This window comes from Mesorhizobium sp. B2-4-13, assembly GCF_006658535.1.
Lineage (GTDB): Bacteria > Pseudomonadota > Alphaproteobacteria > Rhizobiales > Rhizobiaceae > Mesorhizobium > Mesorhizobium australicum.
Genome location: NZ_VFVB01000003.1, coordinates 420,729 through 436,203, shown reverse-complemented (window position 1 = coordinate 436,203; position 15,475 = coordinate 420,729). Strand labels below are relative to the sequence as shown.

22 protein-coding genes are annotated in these 15,475 nt (G+C 61.5%); 8 read left to right on the top strand and 14 right to left on the bottom strand.

What is annotated here, in order from left to right; genetic code table 11:
- Positions 1 to 261 precede the first annotated feature (261 nt).
- The 3 genes from FJ936_RS10125 to FJ936_RS30490 all read left to right on the top strand — a co-directional run bounded on the left by FJ936_RS10125 (position 262) and on the right by FJ936_RS30490 (position 3,188).
- Positions 262 to 1,314 (top strand): HlyD family secretion protein, encoded by a 1,053-nt coding sequence (locus FJ936_RS10125; protein ID WP_140617523.1) that lies wholly within the window; start codon positions 262 to 264, stop codon positions 1,312 to 1,314.
- Positions 1,311 to 2,936 (top strand): DHA2 family efflux MFS transporter permease subunit, encoded by a 1,626-nt coding sequence (locus FJ936_RS10120; RefSeq protein WP_015319120.1) that lies wholly within the window; start codon positions 1,311 to 1,313, stop codon positions 2,934 to 2,936. Before FJ936_RS10125 ends, FJ936_RS10120 begins: the two co-directional genes overlap by 4 nt.
- Positions 2,937 to 3,023: 87 nt before the next feature.
- Positions 3,024 to 3,188, top strand: coding sequence for a hypothetical protein (locus FJ936_RS30490; RefSeq protein ID WP_015319121.1), 165 nt, complete (start codon positions 3,024 to 3,026; stop codon positions 3,186 to 3,188).
- A gap of 57 nt (positions 3,189 to 3,245) precedes the next feature.
- On the opposite strand, the gene FJ936_RS10115 is transcribed toward FJ936_RS30490, so the two are convergent.
- The 5 genes from FJ936_RS10115 to FJ936_RS10095 form a co-directional block, all read right to left on the bottom strand.
- Positions 3,246 to 3,677: a hypothetical protein gene (locus FJ936_RS10115; RefSeq protein WP_015319122.1), complete on the bottom strand. Its 432-nt coding sequence runs from the start codon at positions 3,675 to 3,677 to the stop codon at positions 3,246 to 3,248.
- Between the two features lie 212 nt (positions 3,678 to 3,889).
- The gene (locus FJ936_RS10110; RefSeq protein WP_140791491.1) at positions 3,890 to 4,639 is read right to left on the bottom strand and encodes a metallophosphoesterase; all 750 of its coding nucleotides are present in this window, start codon (positions 4,637 to 4,639) and stop codon (positions 3,890 to 3,892) included.
- Positions 4,632 to 5,441 carry a hypothetical protein gene (locus FJ936_RS10105; RefSeq protein ID WP_015319124.1) on the bottom strand — a complete coding sequence of 270 codons (810 nt, stop codon included), beginning with the start codon at positions 5,439 to 5,441 and terminating at the stop codon, positions 4,632 to 4,634. Before FJ936_RS10105 ends, FJ936_RS10110 begins: the two co-directional genes overlap by 8 nt.
- Before the next feature lie 286 nt (positions 5,442 to 5,727).
- Positions 5,728 to 6,330 (bottom strand): general stress protein, encoded by a 603-nt coding sequence (locus FJ936_RS10100; protein WP_015319125.1) that lies wholly within the window; start codon positions 6,328 to 6,330, stop codon positions 5,728 to 5,730.
- Between the two features lie 21 nt (positions 6,331 to 6,351).
- A complete protein-coding gene (locus FJ936_RS10095; protein WP_015319126.1) occupies positions 6,352 to 7,095 on the bottom strand; it encodes a DUF4142 domain-containing protein in 744 nt (247 codons plus the stop codon).
- 218 nt (positions 7,096 to 7,313) lie between these two features.
- Here FJ936_RS10095 and FJ936_RS10090 point away from each other — a divergent pair, with 218 nt between their 5' ends.
- Together FJ936_RS10090 and FJ936_RS10085 are read left to right on the top strand one after the other, a co-directional pair.
- Positions 7,314 to 7,601: a DUF982 domain-containing protein gene (locus FJ936_RS10090; protein WP_224595357.1), complete on the top strand. Its 288-nt coding sequence runs from the start codon at positions 7,314 to 7,316 to the stop codon at positions 7,599 to 7,601.
- 72 nt (positions 7,602 to 7,673) lie between these two features.
- Positions 7,674 to 7,991: a hypothetical protein gene (locus FJ936_RS10085; RefSeq protein ID WP_015319128.1), complete on the top strand. Its 318-nt coding sequence runs from the start codon at positions 7,674 to 7,676 to the stop codon at positions 7,989 to 7,991.
- Between the two features lie 29 nt (positions 7,992 to 8,020).
- On the opposite strand, the gene FJ936_RS10080 is transcribed toward FJ936_RS10085, so the two are convergent.
- The 8 genes from FJ936_RS10080 to FJ936_RS10045 all read right to left on the bottom strand — a co-directional run bounded on the left by FJ936_RS10080 (position 8,021) and on the right by FJ936_RS10045 (position 12,292).
- Complete coding sequence (locus FJ936_RS10080) at positions 8,021 to 8,353, bottom strand: hypothetical protein (RefSeq protein WP_140661618.1); 333 nt, start codon at positions 8,351 to 8,353, stop codon at positions 8,021 to 8,023.
- A gap of 2 nt (positions 8,354 to 8,355) precedes the next feature.
- Entirely contained in the window at positions 8,356 to 8,715 is a 360-nt protein-coding gene (locus tag FJ936_RS10075; protein WP_015319130.1) for a hypothetical protein, read from the bottom strand.
- On the bottom strand, positions 8,715 to 9,935 hold the full coding sequence (locus FJ936_RS10070; protein WP_140661619.1) for a divalent metal cation transporter: 1,221 nt from the start codon (positions 9,933 to 9,935) through the stop codon (positions 8,715 to 8,717). The genes FJ936_RS10075 and FJ936_RS10070 overlap by 1 nt, the downstream gene beginning before the upstream one ends.
- Positions 9,932 to 10,336, bottom strand: a complete 405-nt coding sequence (locus tag FJ936_RS10065; protein ID WP_140791487.1) for a hypothetical protein — start codon at positions 10,334 to 10,336, stop codon at positions 9,932 to 9,934. Before FJ936_RS10065 ends, FJ936_RS10070 begins: the two co-directional genes overlap by 4 nt.
- 450 nt (positions 10,337 to 10,786) lie before the next feature.
- Positions 10,787 to 11,014, bottom strand: a complete 228-nt coding sequence (locus FJ936_RS10060) for a hypothetical protein (protein WP_181171363.1) — start codon at positions 11,012 to 11,014, stop codon at positions 10,787 to 10,789.
- A gap of 251 nt (positions 11,015 to 11,265) precedes the next feature.
- Positions 11,266 to 11,484, bottom strand: a complete 219-nt coding sequence (locus FJ936_RS10055; protein ID WP_140715361.1) for a hypothetical protein — start codon at positions 11,482 to 11,484, stop codon at positions 11,266 to 11,268.
- A 320-nt stretch (positions 11,485 to 11,804) separates the two neighbouring features.
- On the bottom strand, positions 11,805 to 12,029 hold the full coding sequence (locus FJ936_RS10050; RefSeq protein ID WP_140791482.1) for a hypothetical protein: 225 nt from the start codon (positions 12,027 to 12,029) through the stop codon (positions 11,805 to 11,807).
- A complete protein-coding gene (locus FJ936_RS10045; RefSeq protein WP_015319136.1) occupies positions 12,026 to 12,292 on the bottom strand; it encodes a hypothetical protein in 267 nt (88 codons plus the stop codon). Before FJ936_RS10045 ends, FJ936_RS10050 begins: the two co-directional genes overlap by 4 nt.
- 354 nt (positions 12,293 to 12,646) lie before the next feature.
- On the opposite strand from FJ936_RS10045, the gene FJ936_RS10040 reads away from it, so the two are divergent.
- The 3 genes from FJ936_RS10040 (at position 12,647) to FJ936_RS10030 (ending at position 15,103) form a co-directional block, all read left to right on the top strand.
- Entirely contained in the window at positions 12,647 to 13,432 is a 786-nt protein-coding gene (locus tag FJ936_RS10040) for an SDR family NAD(P)-dependent oxidoreductase (RefSeq protein WP_140791480.1), read from the top strand.
- Between the two features lie 126 nt (positions 13,433 to 13,558).
- Positions 13,559 to 14,737 carry a zinc-dependent alcohol dehydrogenase gene (locus tag FJ936_RS10035; protein WP_140617532.1) on the top strand — a complete coding sequence of 393 codons (1,179 nt, stop codon included), beginning with the start codon at positions 13,559 to 13,561 and terminating at the stop codon, positions 14,735 to 14,737.
- A gap of 126 nt (positions 14,738 to 14,863) precedes the next feature.
- On the top strand, positions 14,864 to 15,103 hold the full coding sequence (locus FJ936_RS10030; protein ID WP_140791478.1) for a hypothetical protein: 240 nt from the start codon (positions 14,864 to 14,866) through the stop codon (positions 15,101 to 15,103).
- A 23-nt stretch (positions 15,104 to 15,126) separates the two neighbouring features.
- On the opposite strand, the gene FJ936_RS10025 is transcribed toward FJ936_RS10030, so the two are convergent.
- The gene (locus FJ936_RS10025; RefSeq protein WP_246680446.1) at positions 15,127 to 15,474 is read right to left on the bottom strand and encodes a response regulator; all 348 of its coding nucleotides are present in this window, start codon (positions 15,472 to 15,474) and stop codon (positions 15,127 to 15,129) included.
- Position 15,475 lies beyond the last annotated feature (1 nt).

Below are 15,475 nucleotides of genomic sequence, written 5' to 3'. Positions count from 1 at the left end.
TGAGCAGCCACACACCGACTGGCTGAAGGGCGTCGCTGCCCATGGCGCTGGCGGGAAGTCAAAACAGGAACCTTTGCCAAGGCTTTGCCGTTGAAACCGCGTTCGCCATCGCGGACATCACCCTTCAGTCTGCTGAAAGCCAGTTCCGTGGATACGAAGCCTCAGAAAAGCGAGCCGGACCCATCCGACGACAGGGCCGGGCAAAGCAAGCGTCTCGCCAGCCAGCCAAGTTCGCGGCACGACAAATCGGACGATCGGCAAATGGACGACAGGCCGCAGAAATCGAACCTGCTGGGCTTTCCCAGGCGCCATCCCTATTGGACAGCGGCAATTGTCCTCCTGCTTCTGCTTGTTGCGATGGGTGTAGCGATCTGGTGGCTGAATACGCGTCAGTATGAATCCACCGATGATGCCTTCATCGATGCCCGCACGGTAACGGTGAGCGCCGAGATTGCCGGGCGTATCACCGATGTGGCCGTCACCGACAACCAGCCGGTGCGCAAGGGTGACGTTCTCTTGCGCATCGACGACAGCGACTACCGGGCATCGCTCAGCCAAGCGGATGCCGGCGTAGCCGCCGCTCAGGCCGACATCACCAATGTGGCGGCCCAGATCGAGGCGCAAAATGCCAAGATCGACGCCGCCCAGAAGCAGGTGGCGCTGGCCCAGGCAGCGCTCGACTTCGCCAAGGCCGAAGACCAGCGCAATCGCGAATTGCTGACGAAGGGCACGGTGACGCAGCAGCAGGCGCAGCAGGCTGCATCGACCCTTCGACAGGACCAGGCAACCCTGGACAGCGCCGAGGCGGACGTGGCCGCGGCAAAGAGCCAGGTGACAGTGCTGCAGGCACAGACCAAAAGCGGCGAAGCCAAGCTTCACCAGGCACAGGCCAGCCGGGATCAAGCCCGCACGGCATTGACCCGTACCACTATTACAGCCCCTGTCGCCGGCCGCGCGACAAGCATTTCGGCCGCCATCGGCACCTACACCCAGCCGGGTCAGGTGCTCATGATGTTCGTTCCCAACGAAGTCTGGGTAAAGGCGAACTTCAAGGAAACCCAACTCGACAGGATGCGAACCGGACAGCCGGTCGACATCGATATCGACGCCTATCCGGACAAGACCTTTCATGGCCATGTCGACAGCCTGCAGGCCGGCAGCGGCACCGCCTTCAGCCTGCTGCCCGCCGAAAATGCCACCGGCAATTTCGTCAAGGTGGTGCAGCGTGTGCCGGTCAAGATCGTCTTCGACAACCCGCCCGATGTGCTGCTCGGCCCAGGCCTGTCGGTGGTGCCGACGGTCAAGGTGCGATGAGCCGCGACAACGCCAGCGACCAGGGCGAAAGCCGATCCGCGGCCGGTGAGCGCAATCCCTGGCTCATCGCCATCATTGTCTCCATTGCCACCTTCATGCTGGTGCTCGACACCTCGATCGCCAATGTGGCGCTGCGCAACATCGCCGGCAGCCTGGCTGCCGGCATGGATGAAAGTACCTGGGTCATCACCACCTATCTGGTCGCCAACTCCGTGATCATTCCAATCAGTGGGTGGCTGGCCAGCGTGATCGGCCGCAAGCGCTACTACATGCTTTGCGTCGCGACGTTTACCCTGGCATCGCTGCTGTGCGGGCTGGCGCCCAATCTCGAGATGCTCATCGTCTTCAGGATCCTGCAGGGCCTCGGCGGCGGCGGCATGGCGCCAAGCGAGCAATCCATCCTGGCCGACACCTTTCCGCCTGAAAAGCGCTCGCAGGCATTTGCCCTCTACGGCATCGCCGTCATCGTCGCGCCGACGGTCGGGCCGACCATCGGCGGCTGGCTGACCGACAATTTTTCGTGGCACTGGATCTTCTTCATCAACGTGCCGTTCGGCATCATGTCACTGGCGTTGGTGCAGTGGCTGCTGGTCGAACCGGAGGTACTCGAACGCGAACGCCAGCAGCGGCTGAAAGGAGGTCTCAGGATCGACTGGGTCGGATTCATCCTGGTGGCGACCGCGCTCGGCTGCCTCGAAATCTTTCTCGACGAGGGCCAGCGCAACGACTGGTTCGCGTCGAGCTTCATCACGACTTTCGCCATTATCTCGGCGATCTCCTTCGCCCTGCTGATCCCATGGGAATTCCGCCACCGCGATCCGATCGTCGACATGCGCCTGCTGTTCACCCGCCAGTTCGGTACATCCTTCCTAGTGATGATGGCGGTCGGTGCGGTGCTGTTCAGCACCACGCAGCTGATGCCCCAGCTGCAGCAGACCGCCTTCGACTACACGGCGACGCTATCGGGCCTGTCGATGATGCCGGGCGGCATCGCCATGCTGATGCTCATGCCGATTTCGGGATTTGCCGCCGGCATCGTCCAGCCAAAATACCTGATCATGGCGGGCATGGCGGTGGTGGCGATCGGCCTGTGGCATATGACTTCGCTTACGCCCGACGCCAGCTTCAGCTTCTTTGCCTTTGCCCGCATCTTCCTGATGATCGGATTGCCGTTCCTGTTTATCCCGATTTCGACCGCGGCATATGTCGGTCTGGCGCCGCAAAAGACCAACCAGGCCTCGGCCTTGATCAATGTTGCCCGCAATATCGGCGGTAGCATCGGCGTGTCGCTCTCCAACACCGTGATCGCCCAGAACGCACAACTCCATCAGGCGAACCTTGTCGGCCACACCGCGCAATCGTCGCCCGCCTACCAGCAGGTGGTACGGCAGGCGACCGAGCACTTCGTCGCCGAGGGTTCCTCGATGCTCCAGGCCAAGCAGCAGGCCATTGGCTGGATCGGGCAGTTGATCGCCCGCCAGGCTTCACTGCTCGCCTATATCGACGTCTTTCGTTACTGCGCGGTGGCAACGGCGCTGCTGGTTCCTCTCGCCCTTCTGCTGCGGTCTTCGCAAGGAAACCCGACCGGCAATAGCGGGGAGGCGTCTGGACCCCCTGGATGACAGGAACCGATCGCCGGTCCGCGCCGCGAACCGCTCCAAGCGGAACGGATCGTCTCCTTGCCGGTTGTGGAGGAAAGGAGATTTCCCATGTCTGACGGTATCATGTGGCTAATCGTCGTCGCCGGCGGGCCAGCGTTGCTGGTCATACTGATTGCCTATGTCCTGGTAACCCGCCGTAACCGTGGTCCGGTTGAACGCAGGGAAAGCGACCGCGCTACCGACCAGCTCTATCGCGAGGACGATCGGCGATAGCTTGCGCATTGGCGGTGTAGGAGGTCGTCGCGGACATGCAACGACCTCCCCTTGGTCTCACCGCATCAAGCACCGCCTCAGGAACGCAAAGAGCCTGTTCCCGCTGATCGTTGCACGGACCCGAGCCGCGGCCCATCGTGCTTTCATGGTGGCACCGACGTGGCAATCACAGACAATGTCGTGGAGCTGCCAGTCGCTCAATTCGAAGAAGCGCTTCGCCTCGCCGTATGTGTCGTCCCTCAGACCCGATGCACGCAAGATCGGGTCTTCGAAGGCAACCGCGAGTGCCGATCCTTCCCCACGTGCGATGGCCCGTGCTTCAGGACGCAAATGTTCCGTGCCGGTTAGCGCACCGAGGCATCGTTCGGGATTTTGCTCGAGAAGTTCAGCCCAACGCGCGATGCGTTCATTACGTGTCATTACCGAAAACGGCGCCAGCGGCTCAATCCTGGCGACGGTTTGGAGCTGGTCGAGTGTCTGATGTTTCATGGTCGGCTCCTGTCTGAGAGGGAGAAGCACCCACGCCTTCTGAAGAAATTATCGCCCGGCAGGGCTTCGACAAGACGGAGGTTTGACGAATTCGCCGCTGGCGACGAACTCCAAAATAATGTCGCGGGCAAACAACCGTGATCAGCTCGCACTGTCGCGCCGCCACTTCCTGGCAGAGCCTTCCAACTGAATGCTCGCACGATGCCGTGGCGTCAGAGTTCCAGCAGGGCATAGGGGCGGCCGTTCGGTTTGGCCACGTGCATGGCGACGTTGTAAACCTTGGCGCCGCCGGGCGTTTGGCCTTCATAGGAGCCGCGATGCGCGTGACCGTGCACAACGGCGCTGACCTTGAACCGATCGATCGTCTCGGCAAGGCGTGAAGAGCCAAGAAACGGAAATATCTCCAGCGGTTCTCCCTCGACGGTCTCAGCGATCGGCGCGTAGTGGAGGACCACGAGCGTCCGCTTCGCCCGTACCTGGCGCATCGCGTTTTCGAGGCGCATTGCCTCGTTGACACTTTCCGAGACCATCGCCTTGATCGCGGGTTCGCCGAAGGAGCCGAGCATGCGCGATCCGAAGCCACCGACGAACCCTTTCACGCCGACGAAGCCGACCTCCTCGATTTCGACCGCATGGCCATCGAGAAGGTGAACATGCGCCTGGCGCAGGATGTTTGCGACGTCGTCCACCGCGCCGGATTCGTAGTCGTGGTTGCCGAGCACCGCCACCACGGGGATCGAGCAGTTGCGCAGGTCCTCGGCGAGCATCTCCGCCTCACGAGGCTTGCCGAGATTGGTGAGATCTCCCGTCAGGACGAGAATCTCGGCTTCCCTCGATATCTCGCCGAAGAGATCGCGATACGAGGTTCGGGGATCTTCCCTGACATGCAAATCCCCCATGGCAGCAACTCTGAGCGTCGCTGCGTTATCCTTCGGCGCGACGTTCTCCAGGCGGTCAGGCATCACGAAAATCTCCCACGCCGCCGACGCCGGCGAAGCCCCATTCCTTGACATCGATCTCGTAGTCGGTTTGCGACAGCAGCCGCCCGCGGCAGATCTTCATCCTGGGGGACGGCAATTGCCGTTGCTTGGCGAGGCGGTCGAGGAGTTCATCGAGGAGCCATGCCGGGATGTGATCGCGCTCGCTTGGGTAAATCCATCTGAAGTTGATGAGCTGCATCAGCAGGACCTCCCAATGAACCTCCAGATAGGAAAGCAGCCGGTGCCAATCTATCTGGTCGTGTGCCTTGAGGATCGTGTGGGCGATATCGGCGCCGTCGTGCCGGCCCCTGTCTTGAATGAAGCATTTGGACCAGATGAGTTCGGTCGGCCCGATGATCCGCACACGGCTGCCCAGCAACTCGGTCTGTCTGGCGTGCTCCAGCCATCGATCGCCAACAGGCATCATGCCGTTGGCCGATCCGAAGATGACGTCGAAGAAATGCCTGCCCTTGAACACCTTGCCAAGCCACCGGTCGTCCACGATTTCGACGGCATATCCAAGCTCCTTGAAATGGGCGAGGATCCGCGCGTAGTCACCGGCCTTGCAGAAGATATCGAGATCCTTGGTCTGGCGAGTGACGCCGGTATAGGCGCTTACCGCATAGGTTCCAGCGACCAGAAAGGGAATGTCCGTGGCGGTGAGCTCGCGGACGGCTTCCATGTAGAACACCTCCGCCCCGGCGTGCTTAAGCGTCGGCGCCGCCTTTGCATTGATCAACGGGAGCGAAACCAGGACGTCTTCGCGTGATCGATCGGTGGTCATCAATGATGGCTCCTAGCCGCCAACCGACAAGTCGGCCGCTGGGACAACAACGTCGACCCCTCCATGGTTCCGCCTTGCGGGCGGGGTCGGTTTCGTCATGGAGCGATCCGTTCCGAGCGGCGGAGATTCCGCAGGCAACATGGCTTCAAACGAGATCGAACCCAGCCCGATATCCTCGAGATGGGTTCGATGGTGCTTAAACGCCGCAGAGCGCCCCTGCATGCGCGGCAAGATCGATTTCCGCGACCTCGTCGCTGCGTGCCAGTCAGAGGAACGTGAGCCGCTTTCAGGGTCGATTGATTGCACGTCCGCCGTCGCGATCGATCTCGCCCGGCACGTATTCGCCTGCATTGGCATCGAAGCCGGTCCAGCCGTCGGCCTCGTACGATCTGCGGCGTTCGGCCAGGTCCACCGATCGGGATTGCCCCAAAATCTGCTCGGCATTCGGCACGAGTTCGTCCTCCACCTTGGCCGTCACCAAGGTACCGCCGCGGCGTACACCTTCCGCATAGACGTGCGCATCGCGCTCGGGCACGCCCGATTCCGTCAGAGCGCCAATGATGCCGCCGGCCGCTCCACCGGCCACGGCACCGGCAACCGCACCGGCGGCGGTGGCGGCGAGCCATCCGGCCGCGACCACCGGGCCAACACCCGGGATGGCCATGACGCCAAGTCCCGTGAGCAACCCCCCGGCGCCGCCGATCACGGCTCCGATTCCGGCACCGCTGCCAGCGTCTTCAGCGGCCTCGGAACGATTTGCGTCGTACCAGTCATCCGAGTTGTTGGCGACGATGCTGATGTTGGAATGCGGGACTCCCGTCGCCTCAAGCTCGCCGACCGCATCGGCCGCGTCGTCATAATTGTCGAACAGTCCAGTTACGGTTTTCATGTGATTTCTCCTGATCCACGCTCACTTGCTTGCGGCAACCACGTTGCCCTGGTAGTCGACGCCAACGTTGAGGTTTTCGCCTCCCTTGGCCGCCTGACCGCGCCAGATGCCCTGATCGTCCTTGGTCAGCTTCGACACGTTCGAATATCCGGCGTTCTCGATACGGCTCTTGGCCTGGGCTTCGGTGAAGCTGTTTGCACCAGGAACGAGGGCGGCGGCGTTGGGAGTATTGTCGGTCTTCACCGCCGGCGTTGTCGCTCCCGTAACGGAATCTTGCCCGGCGGCGATCTTTTCGATCGCCTGCTGGTGCATCTTCAGCGTGCCGACCGTTTGCTGGGCAAAAGTCTTGAGCGCGGCGTTGTCACCCCCGCTGGCATAATCCTCGAACAGCTTGACGGCTTCGTCATGCGCCTTGCGCTGCGCGTCGACATAGGCCGGATCAATCGGCCCCTGCGCGTTCTTGAGCTTATCCAGATCGCCCTGATGCTGAGCGTCGAGCGCTGAGGGCACCTTCAGTTTTTGTTCGCCGGCGACCGCTTGCAGCTTGGTGTTGGCGGCGCCGTGGTCCCGGATCATCATCTGGGCAAAATCCTTGATGCGCTGGTCCTGGGCCTTGCCCAAGGCAATCTGACTCGAGTCCACTTCGAACTTGCCGCCGACGGCAGCCTTGTCGACAAAATCCTGGGCGCTGTCGGCCGCGAAGGCAGGCATTGCGAGAACCGTGGAAGCAACCGCGAGGGATGCGAGAAGGTGTCGTGTTTTCATCGGCTTTGTCCTTGTCGGTGAGCGAATTTGCGCTGCGTCCTAACAAGCCAAGATGCGCTTTGTTCCGCTCTCCAGGCCCCATGCCGCTAGACCCGGCAGCGCCAGAAAACCATGGGTGGAGACGAGTGACTCAGGCGTCGTTATTCCAAATTCCAAACGCCAGGTGCACTGGAACAAATCGACTGTCGCGGCGTTAGAGGCCGTCCGCGGAAGGCTCCGTGGAGCAACAGGCGAAGGTCTTGGAGGGGCGGGTGCGTACAGGCCATTTCAGAAAACCGATCGTTATTCAACCTGGCCGCATAGACCGCGACAGGGTTGTGGTCTCTGTGTCCGATGCCGCCGAAGTGCTGCTGCGGGACTGGCCAAAGCCGACGTCGGAAAGGCGTCTTGCCGCGATCAGGGCCTGCCTTGCGGTGATGCGTGGCGAAAAGCCTCCAAGGGTTGCACGACAGGCGTTCATTGTTGCGGCCAAGGACGCCAGGATTCTGCTCGGCGATCAAATCTAGTCGTTGGCGCTATGCGCACCACCGCTGCGGATTTGGCAGAGCCTGGTTCGAACGAGAGAGGTCAGTGCCAAGATGTCAATTCCTACACCGGCCTCTGCCAGAGGCGAGATCCAGGGGGGAGAGACGCAGGACAAAACGCCGGGCTTCGATCCTGCCGTTGCTCCGATGGAGACCGATGCCGAGGCGGCGGACACACAAAATCCGATCCCTACGGAGCCGCCACGTTCCCGCCGGCCGAAATTCGAAAATGACGCCAGCTTCGCCAATGCGATGCGGCCGGTCGAAGGCGAGCCGGAACTACGACCTCGCAGCAACTGGCCGCTGTTGGTCGTTGCAGCCGTCGTTTTGGTAGCGGCCGCGGTTTTTCTGGCGGCGAGCATGCTTCGGTGAAGACGTCTGCGAGAAAGCGCGGCGACGGCCTATTCGCGAAGATCGGGTGCGCTCTTCATGCCCGAAAGTTCGGTCATCGGACACAGCAGCCGCGGCCGCGCCGGGTTAGAAATGTCGAGCTTGTCCCAAGGGATGCGGTATAGGCCATCGCGGCGGCGCAGCCGAAAGAGATCGAGCACCGCCACGCCTATGGCCGAGGTCGAAAGACGCTCGAAAGCGGCGTAGACGCCGACATGGAATTCAGTAACGACAAAATCGTCGCCATCCGGTTCGGCGCGGATTTCCTCGATGTAGCCGATGCTCTTGCCCCGCTGCGAAAGCACGCGTCGCCCAGCCAGATGTTCAAGATTGACGACGGTCATCATCAAGCTCCCGGAATGCGTCCGATGACATGATCGCGCAACCAGTCCTGCCAGGCGAAGATCGTCGTGCGACGCACATCGATATCGAACTCGATGTCGACGCCGATATCCTTCACCTTGTGCCAGGCGATCCGATGCGGCTCGCCGTGGCGCTTGCCACCCAGCTTTGCCGCGAGTTGCGCCATCCATCGCCCCGGCCACGTGCCAAGGCGACGCGCCAAAGTGATGGAGCCGAGTTCGATCGCGACGATCCTTGGGGGCTTGCCCTGCCGCAATTCGGCCACCAGCCCATCGACCTTGCCGATTTTGACCTGGCGGCGGTCGACCACCTGCTTGTCCAGGAGATCACGCAGCAACTCCATCATGTGCCTCCGAATATCTGCAGCGGGATCGTCACCACGGCCAGCACAAAGCCGAGCGCGATGATGAAGATGACCGCGGCATTCGAGAGAATGCCGTTGCGATGCTCGCCGACGTAGCGTTCGTCGTTCAGCAGAAACAGGAATGGAACCACCGTCAACGGCAGGCTGGCCGCCGTCAGCGCCATGGAAAATATGGTGAGCCTCAACGGATCGACACCAAGCATGATCGGGATGGCCGCAAGCAACAACGATACCGTATACACGGCGCTGAAGCCTGGATTCTCGCGCGGCTTGCGGTCCTCGCCCCAGGTCCAGCCGAAACCTTGCGCCACGAGGTAAGCCTGCTGCAGCGCGACTTCGAGTGCAGCGCCGAAGCAGGCAATGGCGAGCGAGGCTACGAACAGGATGAAACCCCAGAAGCCGAATACCGGGATCAGCATCAACGGCATTTGGTGATAGTCATCGACCTGGTTGATGCCGTGCGTCGCCAGCACGAGAGCGGCCACGATCAACACGCCGATCGAAATGGTGCCGCCGAAGGTCATCCCCAGTCCCGCTATGGCCCGGTTGGCGCCGAGGTAGCTCTTGTCCCACTGGTCCTCGATAGCCCCCGAGGAATAGAACATGAACAGGTAGGGCGATATCGAGGCGCCGAGAATGCTGACCGCCATGAACCAGTAATTGGCGGTGTCGTGGGTTGGCAGCGAAGGCACTGCGCCAGCCGCGACCGCCGTCCAATCGGGTTTCAGCATCACGGCCGCGACGACGAAACACAACGTCACCAAGCCGAGCATCGACACACCTTTCTCGATGAAACCGAACGTGCCTTTCCAGAGCAGCAGCCATGCCAGAAAAGCCACCGGCAGAGCCCACCACTGGAAGCCTATGCCCGTGGCAAGTTCGAGTGCGATGGCAACGCCGCCGATCTCGGCGGAGAGCACCATGAGACTGAGCAGCAAGGTGGCAAGCAACGGCCACACAAAGACGTTGAAACCAAATCTCTCGCGGATGCCGTCGCAGATCGTGTGATGGCTCACCGCGGCGAACCGGCCGGCCATTTCCACCAGAAAGATGATGCAGATGGTGCCGAGGACCACGGCCCAGATCAACTGGAAGCCGAAGGTTGCGCCCGCTTGGGCCGCCGTTGCCATCGATCCGACTTCAAGGAAGCCGCCAACGCTGGTAACCACGCCAAGCGATATCTCCACGAGCTTCTTCATGGCTTCGGCGCGAAATATCTGGCATAGGCGGTGGCCAGCGTGCGCGAGCCCCGTCGAAGATCCTGCTTTGCGTTTTGGACCTCCGCTCGATTGTCCGCCTGCAATCCCGCCTCGGCGCGAGCCACTGCGGTCGACAGATCCTTGACCGCTGCCGCCAAAGCAGATTGCTCGGCCGGTTCAGCCGTTCCGGCCGATCGGATTTGTGCCTCGGCGTCGGCCAGAGTCTTGCCGGTCGACCGCAGCGTGCCGGCTGTGTATGCGAACGGCGCCGCCCCATCCATCCAGGCATCGAGCATTACCGATACGGTCTGTGCCGCGGAGGCCGCCGTTTTTGATTGCTGCTCGATCTGGTCGGAGGACGAGCATCCCGCCAAGACGCCCGTGAGCAACAGCGCGCACATACAACTCAGCCTGGGATAAGGGCCACTAAAGGTCAAAGCCGGCGTTTGGTGCGCCACGAGACTGGTCTCCCCGGGCCGATGGAAGTCGCGGTCGGCGTGAATTGATCTAGAGCGCCCGATGTGCCCGTCAATCAAACGCCACCGCTCGGACAGGCGCCGACCGCGAGACATAAGAACCAACGACAGAGGCCCGCCGGCCACGAGAACCAATTCAAGCGGAACAAAGCATCGATTGTGGGATTGGAACACGGGAAGGTGGCGACCCGTCCTGATCATCGACGTGATGGACTGCTGGCACAGAGGATTCCGCAATGCCTCGTCTCATAGTCTGGATAGCCATCGTGGCGGTCGTAATCATCGCGGCTTGGTTGTGGCTCGGCAGCCATAGAACGAGCAACGATAGCGGCAGCCAGCCCGCGCCCCACGCGATCGACCAGAACGGCTAGATGTTCAATCCTGCTCTGTTGGGTCTGCAGGGTTCTCGATCCTGTATTCGTGGACCAGGCCAAGAACCTGATTTCTCACTGTCTCGCGCGCTTCGGGCTGAATGAAAAGCATCAGCCGGTCGACGGTTTCAACGACCGGCCGCGGCAGGTCCGCAACCGCGTCGGTGAGCTCACTGCCATGTTCATACATGTTGTCCGTCAGCTTCTTGTCCAGATCGGAAAGGATACCCATCACCAAGCTCCATAGCTTTGCTCTCCATCCTGATAATGGTCAGTCCAGCGGAGATGTTCCGAGAAGCACGCAAGCGCCCGGCGCCGTTTCGATATTCGAAGCGCGATGGCAGAGCCAGTCGGGAAACCAGCGACCAACCAGGCCGGGAGCAGAAGGAACGTCAGACACAACACGGTGGATGACAGACAACGCCCTCGGCTGAAAAGACGGCGCCACTGGTGACCAAGTTGCGGCTGTTGGCGAGCCGAGAATCACTGCTGCCCCGGCATCTCGGTATTCTCCTTGGGATCTTTCTTGACCCCTGCAGCCGGTGAGGTGTCCGCCGGAGCATTGCCACCCTGGTTCTGCTCAGGCGCTCGTTTCAGGGGCGAGGTGCGCCACCCCACATCGACGTAGAGAAAGCCGATCAGGAAACCGACGATGATGACAACGGCTATCACCAGCGAGAGTAGTGCGTTGCGTCGTTCCATCCTGCGGCTCCCTTCGCCTGCCGAACAGCCAATGACGAAAATAGTTCCACAGCCAGATGGCACCGATGCCGGGCACCGGCCGTCGCCGCAGCAGCGAAGCAACGCAACGGGATCGAGCTCGGCCGGGTCGCGCCAGCGACGTGCGCTTCGCATGCTCCGGAACTTCAAGAAAGGGCGAAGTTTGGTGTTCGTATTCGAAGGGCGTGATGAAACTGCCGTTGCCGATCATGTCGAAACCAGACGCGGCGTCGCTTTGGATCTCATACGCGACTCACGACTCTCGCCGGGTGTCACTACCCGGACAAGCAACGGCACCAACCCTAACCACCAGATGGCTTCGGTAACGCCGGCTGCGTCGGCTGCGTGCCTTGCTGGTCCCCGCCGGTGCTGGACTGCGGTGTCGGATTGGTATCCGTTGTTGGATTCTTGTTCACCGGCTGGCTGTTCATCGTATCCGTCTTGGATTTGACGGGGTCGGCATTGTTGTTGCACGCCGCCAGGGCGAGCAACGCCGATGCTGACCAAATCAACCATGTCGCTTTCATACTGACTTTTCCTGGATGAGTTCGGGTGAAGCAACCTGCAAGGGACCTATTCGATCGAACCGGATGGAAAGCCCTTGTTTGACGGCACTTTTGGCCAGCAAATGATCCAGCTCGCTATCGTCGATGGGGCTGCGAACCAGCTGACGAATGGCCTTGCACGCCAACTCGGTCGAGACGAAGTCATATCTTCTGCTTCTGGCGGATACATATTGTTCGACCAGCATCTTCACGCGCCTGAGCGCGATTTCATCGGCATATTGCATTTTCGTTTCTCCTGCGCGCCGAACTGCCGAGTGTGTGGGTTGTTCCCAGCTGAACTCAAAACACGATCGCCAAGCTCATGAGAAAGCCCGCGCCTCCCGGCCGGGGAGCGCGCGGGCTGATCAGGCTGAGGGGAACCCGATCGCGCGGCGCCAAACAAGGGGAGCGACGACGCCGCACGACACCGAACCTGGATCGGCCTCAGTTGTTCCACTTCGTCATCTTCGCGTTGTTCGTGCCTGAACGCGCCAGGGGGGTCGACTGCACGGCCCTTCGGCAGCCCGGCATTCGATCCGGTCCACGCGGAACAATCAGGGACCCCGCTGGTTCGGCCGGAACGAACTTCGGAGAACATGATGACGAACACAAAGCTGGCCGTGGTGACGGGCGCATCGAGCGGCATCGGCAAGGAACTTGCCAAACTATGCGCCAAGGACGGCTATAATCTGGTCATAGCCGCCGACGAGCCCGCGGTCCGACAGGCGGCCGAGGCTCTGGCCTCGCATAATGTGACTGTCGAAGCCGTCGAGGCAGATCTGGCATCCGTCGAGGGCGTCGATCAACTCATTGCGCGGATCGGCGATCGCGACATCGACCTTCTGTTCCTGAACGCCGGACGCGGCCTCGGCGACGGCTTTCTCGACCAGGACTGGCAGAAAGTTCGCCGGGTCATCGACACCAACATTACGGGCACGGTCTACCTGGCGCATGAGCTCGGCGCCAGGATGGCACGCCGCGGCCGTGGCCGAATTCTGTTCACCGGATCGATTGCCGGCTTCATGCCCGGCACTTTCCAGGCGGTCTACAACGGCACCAAGGCGTTCATCGATTCCTTCTCGATCGCACTGCGCCATGAGATGCGGGACACCGGCGTCACAGTCACGGTGCTGATGCCCGGGGCGACGCAGACGCGGTTCTTCGAACGCGCCGAAATGATGGATACCAAGGTCGGCACCGACGAGAAGGACAATCCGGCAGATGTCGCCAGAACCGGTTATGAGGCGATGATGGCGGGAGAGGAACAAGTGATCAGCGGCTGGAAGAACAAGCTGCAGGTCGCCGCCGCGCATATCACTCCGGCAGGTACGCTGGCCGAACAGCACCGCAAAATGGCCGAGCCGGGTTCAGCGTCCAGGGACTGATCTCTTCCTGTCTGCGGACGCAGACCCTTTGCGAGTATCGCAAGGTAATCGTCGGTGGCGCCCACTTCGGCTGAATGAAAGCTGCATTTGCCGATACCTCAAAATAATCAACGCAGGAGCAACAGGATGAAAGCCCTCACATGGCACGGCAAAGGCGATATACGCTGCGATCAGGTGCAGGATCCGGCCATCGAGGATGACCGCGATGTCATCATCAAGGTCACCTGCTGCGCCATTTGCGGCTCGGACCTGCATCTGATGGACGGCTACATGCCGACCATGGAATCGGGCGACGTGCTTGGACACGAGACCATGGGAGAGGTCGTGGAGGTCGGCCGCGGTCATTCCAAGTTCAAGAAGGGCGACCGCATCGTGGTGCCGTTCAACATTTCGTGCGGCGAATGCTGGTTTTGCCAGAAGGGGCTGTTCTCGCTTTGCGACCGGTCCAATCCCAATGCCAAGCAAGCGGCCGAGGTGATGGGACAATCGCCGGCCGGCCTGTTCGGCTATTCGCATCTGGTTGGCGGCTATTGGGGCGGCCAGGCCGAATATCTGCGCGTACCATTCGCCGATGTCGGCCCGATCAAGGTGCCGGAAGGCATGGATGACGAGCAGGTGCTGTTTCTTTCCGACATCTTTCCGACCGGCTACATGGCAGCGGAAAACGCCGGCATCGAGCCCGGCGACACGGTCGCGATCTGGGGCTGCGGTCCGGTCGGCCAGTTCGCCATCCAGAGCGCATGGATGCTCGGCGCCGGTCGCGTCATCGCGATCGACAAGGTTCCGGAACGACTGGCCATGGCTCGCGAACATGGCAAGGCCGAGACACTCGATTTCAGCAATTCAAACATCTACGACGCCCTGATGGCGATGACCGATGGCCGAGGGCCGGATCGCTGCATCGATTGCGTGGGTACCGAAGCCGATGCCGGCGCCAGTGCAGACTCCATGCTCGACAAGGTCAAGGCGGCTGCCTTCCTCGGCACCGACAGGCCACATGTGCTGCGCGAAGCAATCTACTGTTGCCGCAAGGGCGGCACCATTTCGATCCCGGGCGTGTATATCGGCCTCGTCGATCATATCCCCTTTGGCGCCGCGATGAACAAGGGCCTGACGTTCCGTATGGGCCAGACCCACACGCAGCGGTATCTCGAACCGCTTTTGGCCAAGGTCCAGACCGGCGAGATCGACCCGTCCTTCGTGATCACGCACAGGGCCGGCCTTGAAGCCGGGCCCGATCTCTACAAGACGTTTCGCGACAAGCAGGACGGCTGCATCAAGGTGGTCATGCGGCCGCATGGGTGAGCCGTTCATCGGCACGAGAACCGTTTCGTCTTCGCTCGTGCCTTCCGCTTCATGGCGCCGTCGCGGTCGCGGAACTTTCAATCGTGCCGATGATTGAAATCGTTTCGTGCAAGGAAAGGAACCATCATGGCCAAGGAAGATTCTGCCTCGAAACCCGCCGTCCGGTCACCCAACGCCGAGGGCCTGCCGCACCCAAGGAGGGATGCCAGCGACACGGATGCCGGTGCAAAACCGCTGACGCCAAAGACCGCGGGCGCGTCGCGCCCGTCAAGCGTTCCATTGGACAATCCGGTCGCCAACCGAAATGCCGGTCGGCCGCGCCAGGCGAGCACCACGCCCCCGCCCACCGACAAGCCGCTGGATTGATCGCGACAGGCTAGCTCTTTGGATCACGGTTTCTTGGCGCGAAGCGATGCCAGGTCGGCCACGGCAGTGAGGATGGCCGCTTCGCTTGCGGGTTTTGTCACGAATTTGCAGTTTCGGAACCGGGCGGGAAGATCGCCCCGCCCATATCCCGTTACGAACGCGAAAGGAGTGCCGCGGGCCAGCAATATCTCCGCGATCGGCAGGCTCGTTTCGGCGTTCAGTTGAACGTCCAGCAACGCCATGTCGACCTTATCGGCCTCGACCAGCCGAAGTGCTGCGGCAACGGACGAAACAGGCCCGACCACGGGATAGCCCGCCGCACGCAGATCAGACGCGACGTCCTCCGCGATCAGCCACTCGTCCTCAACCACC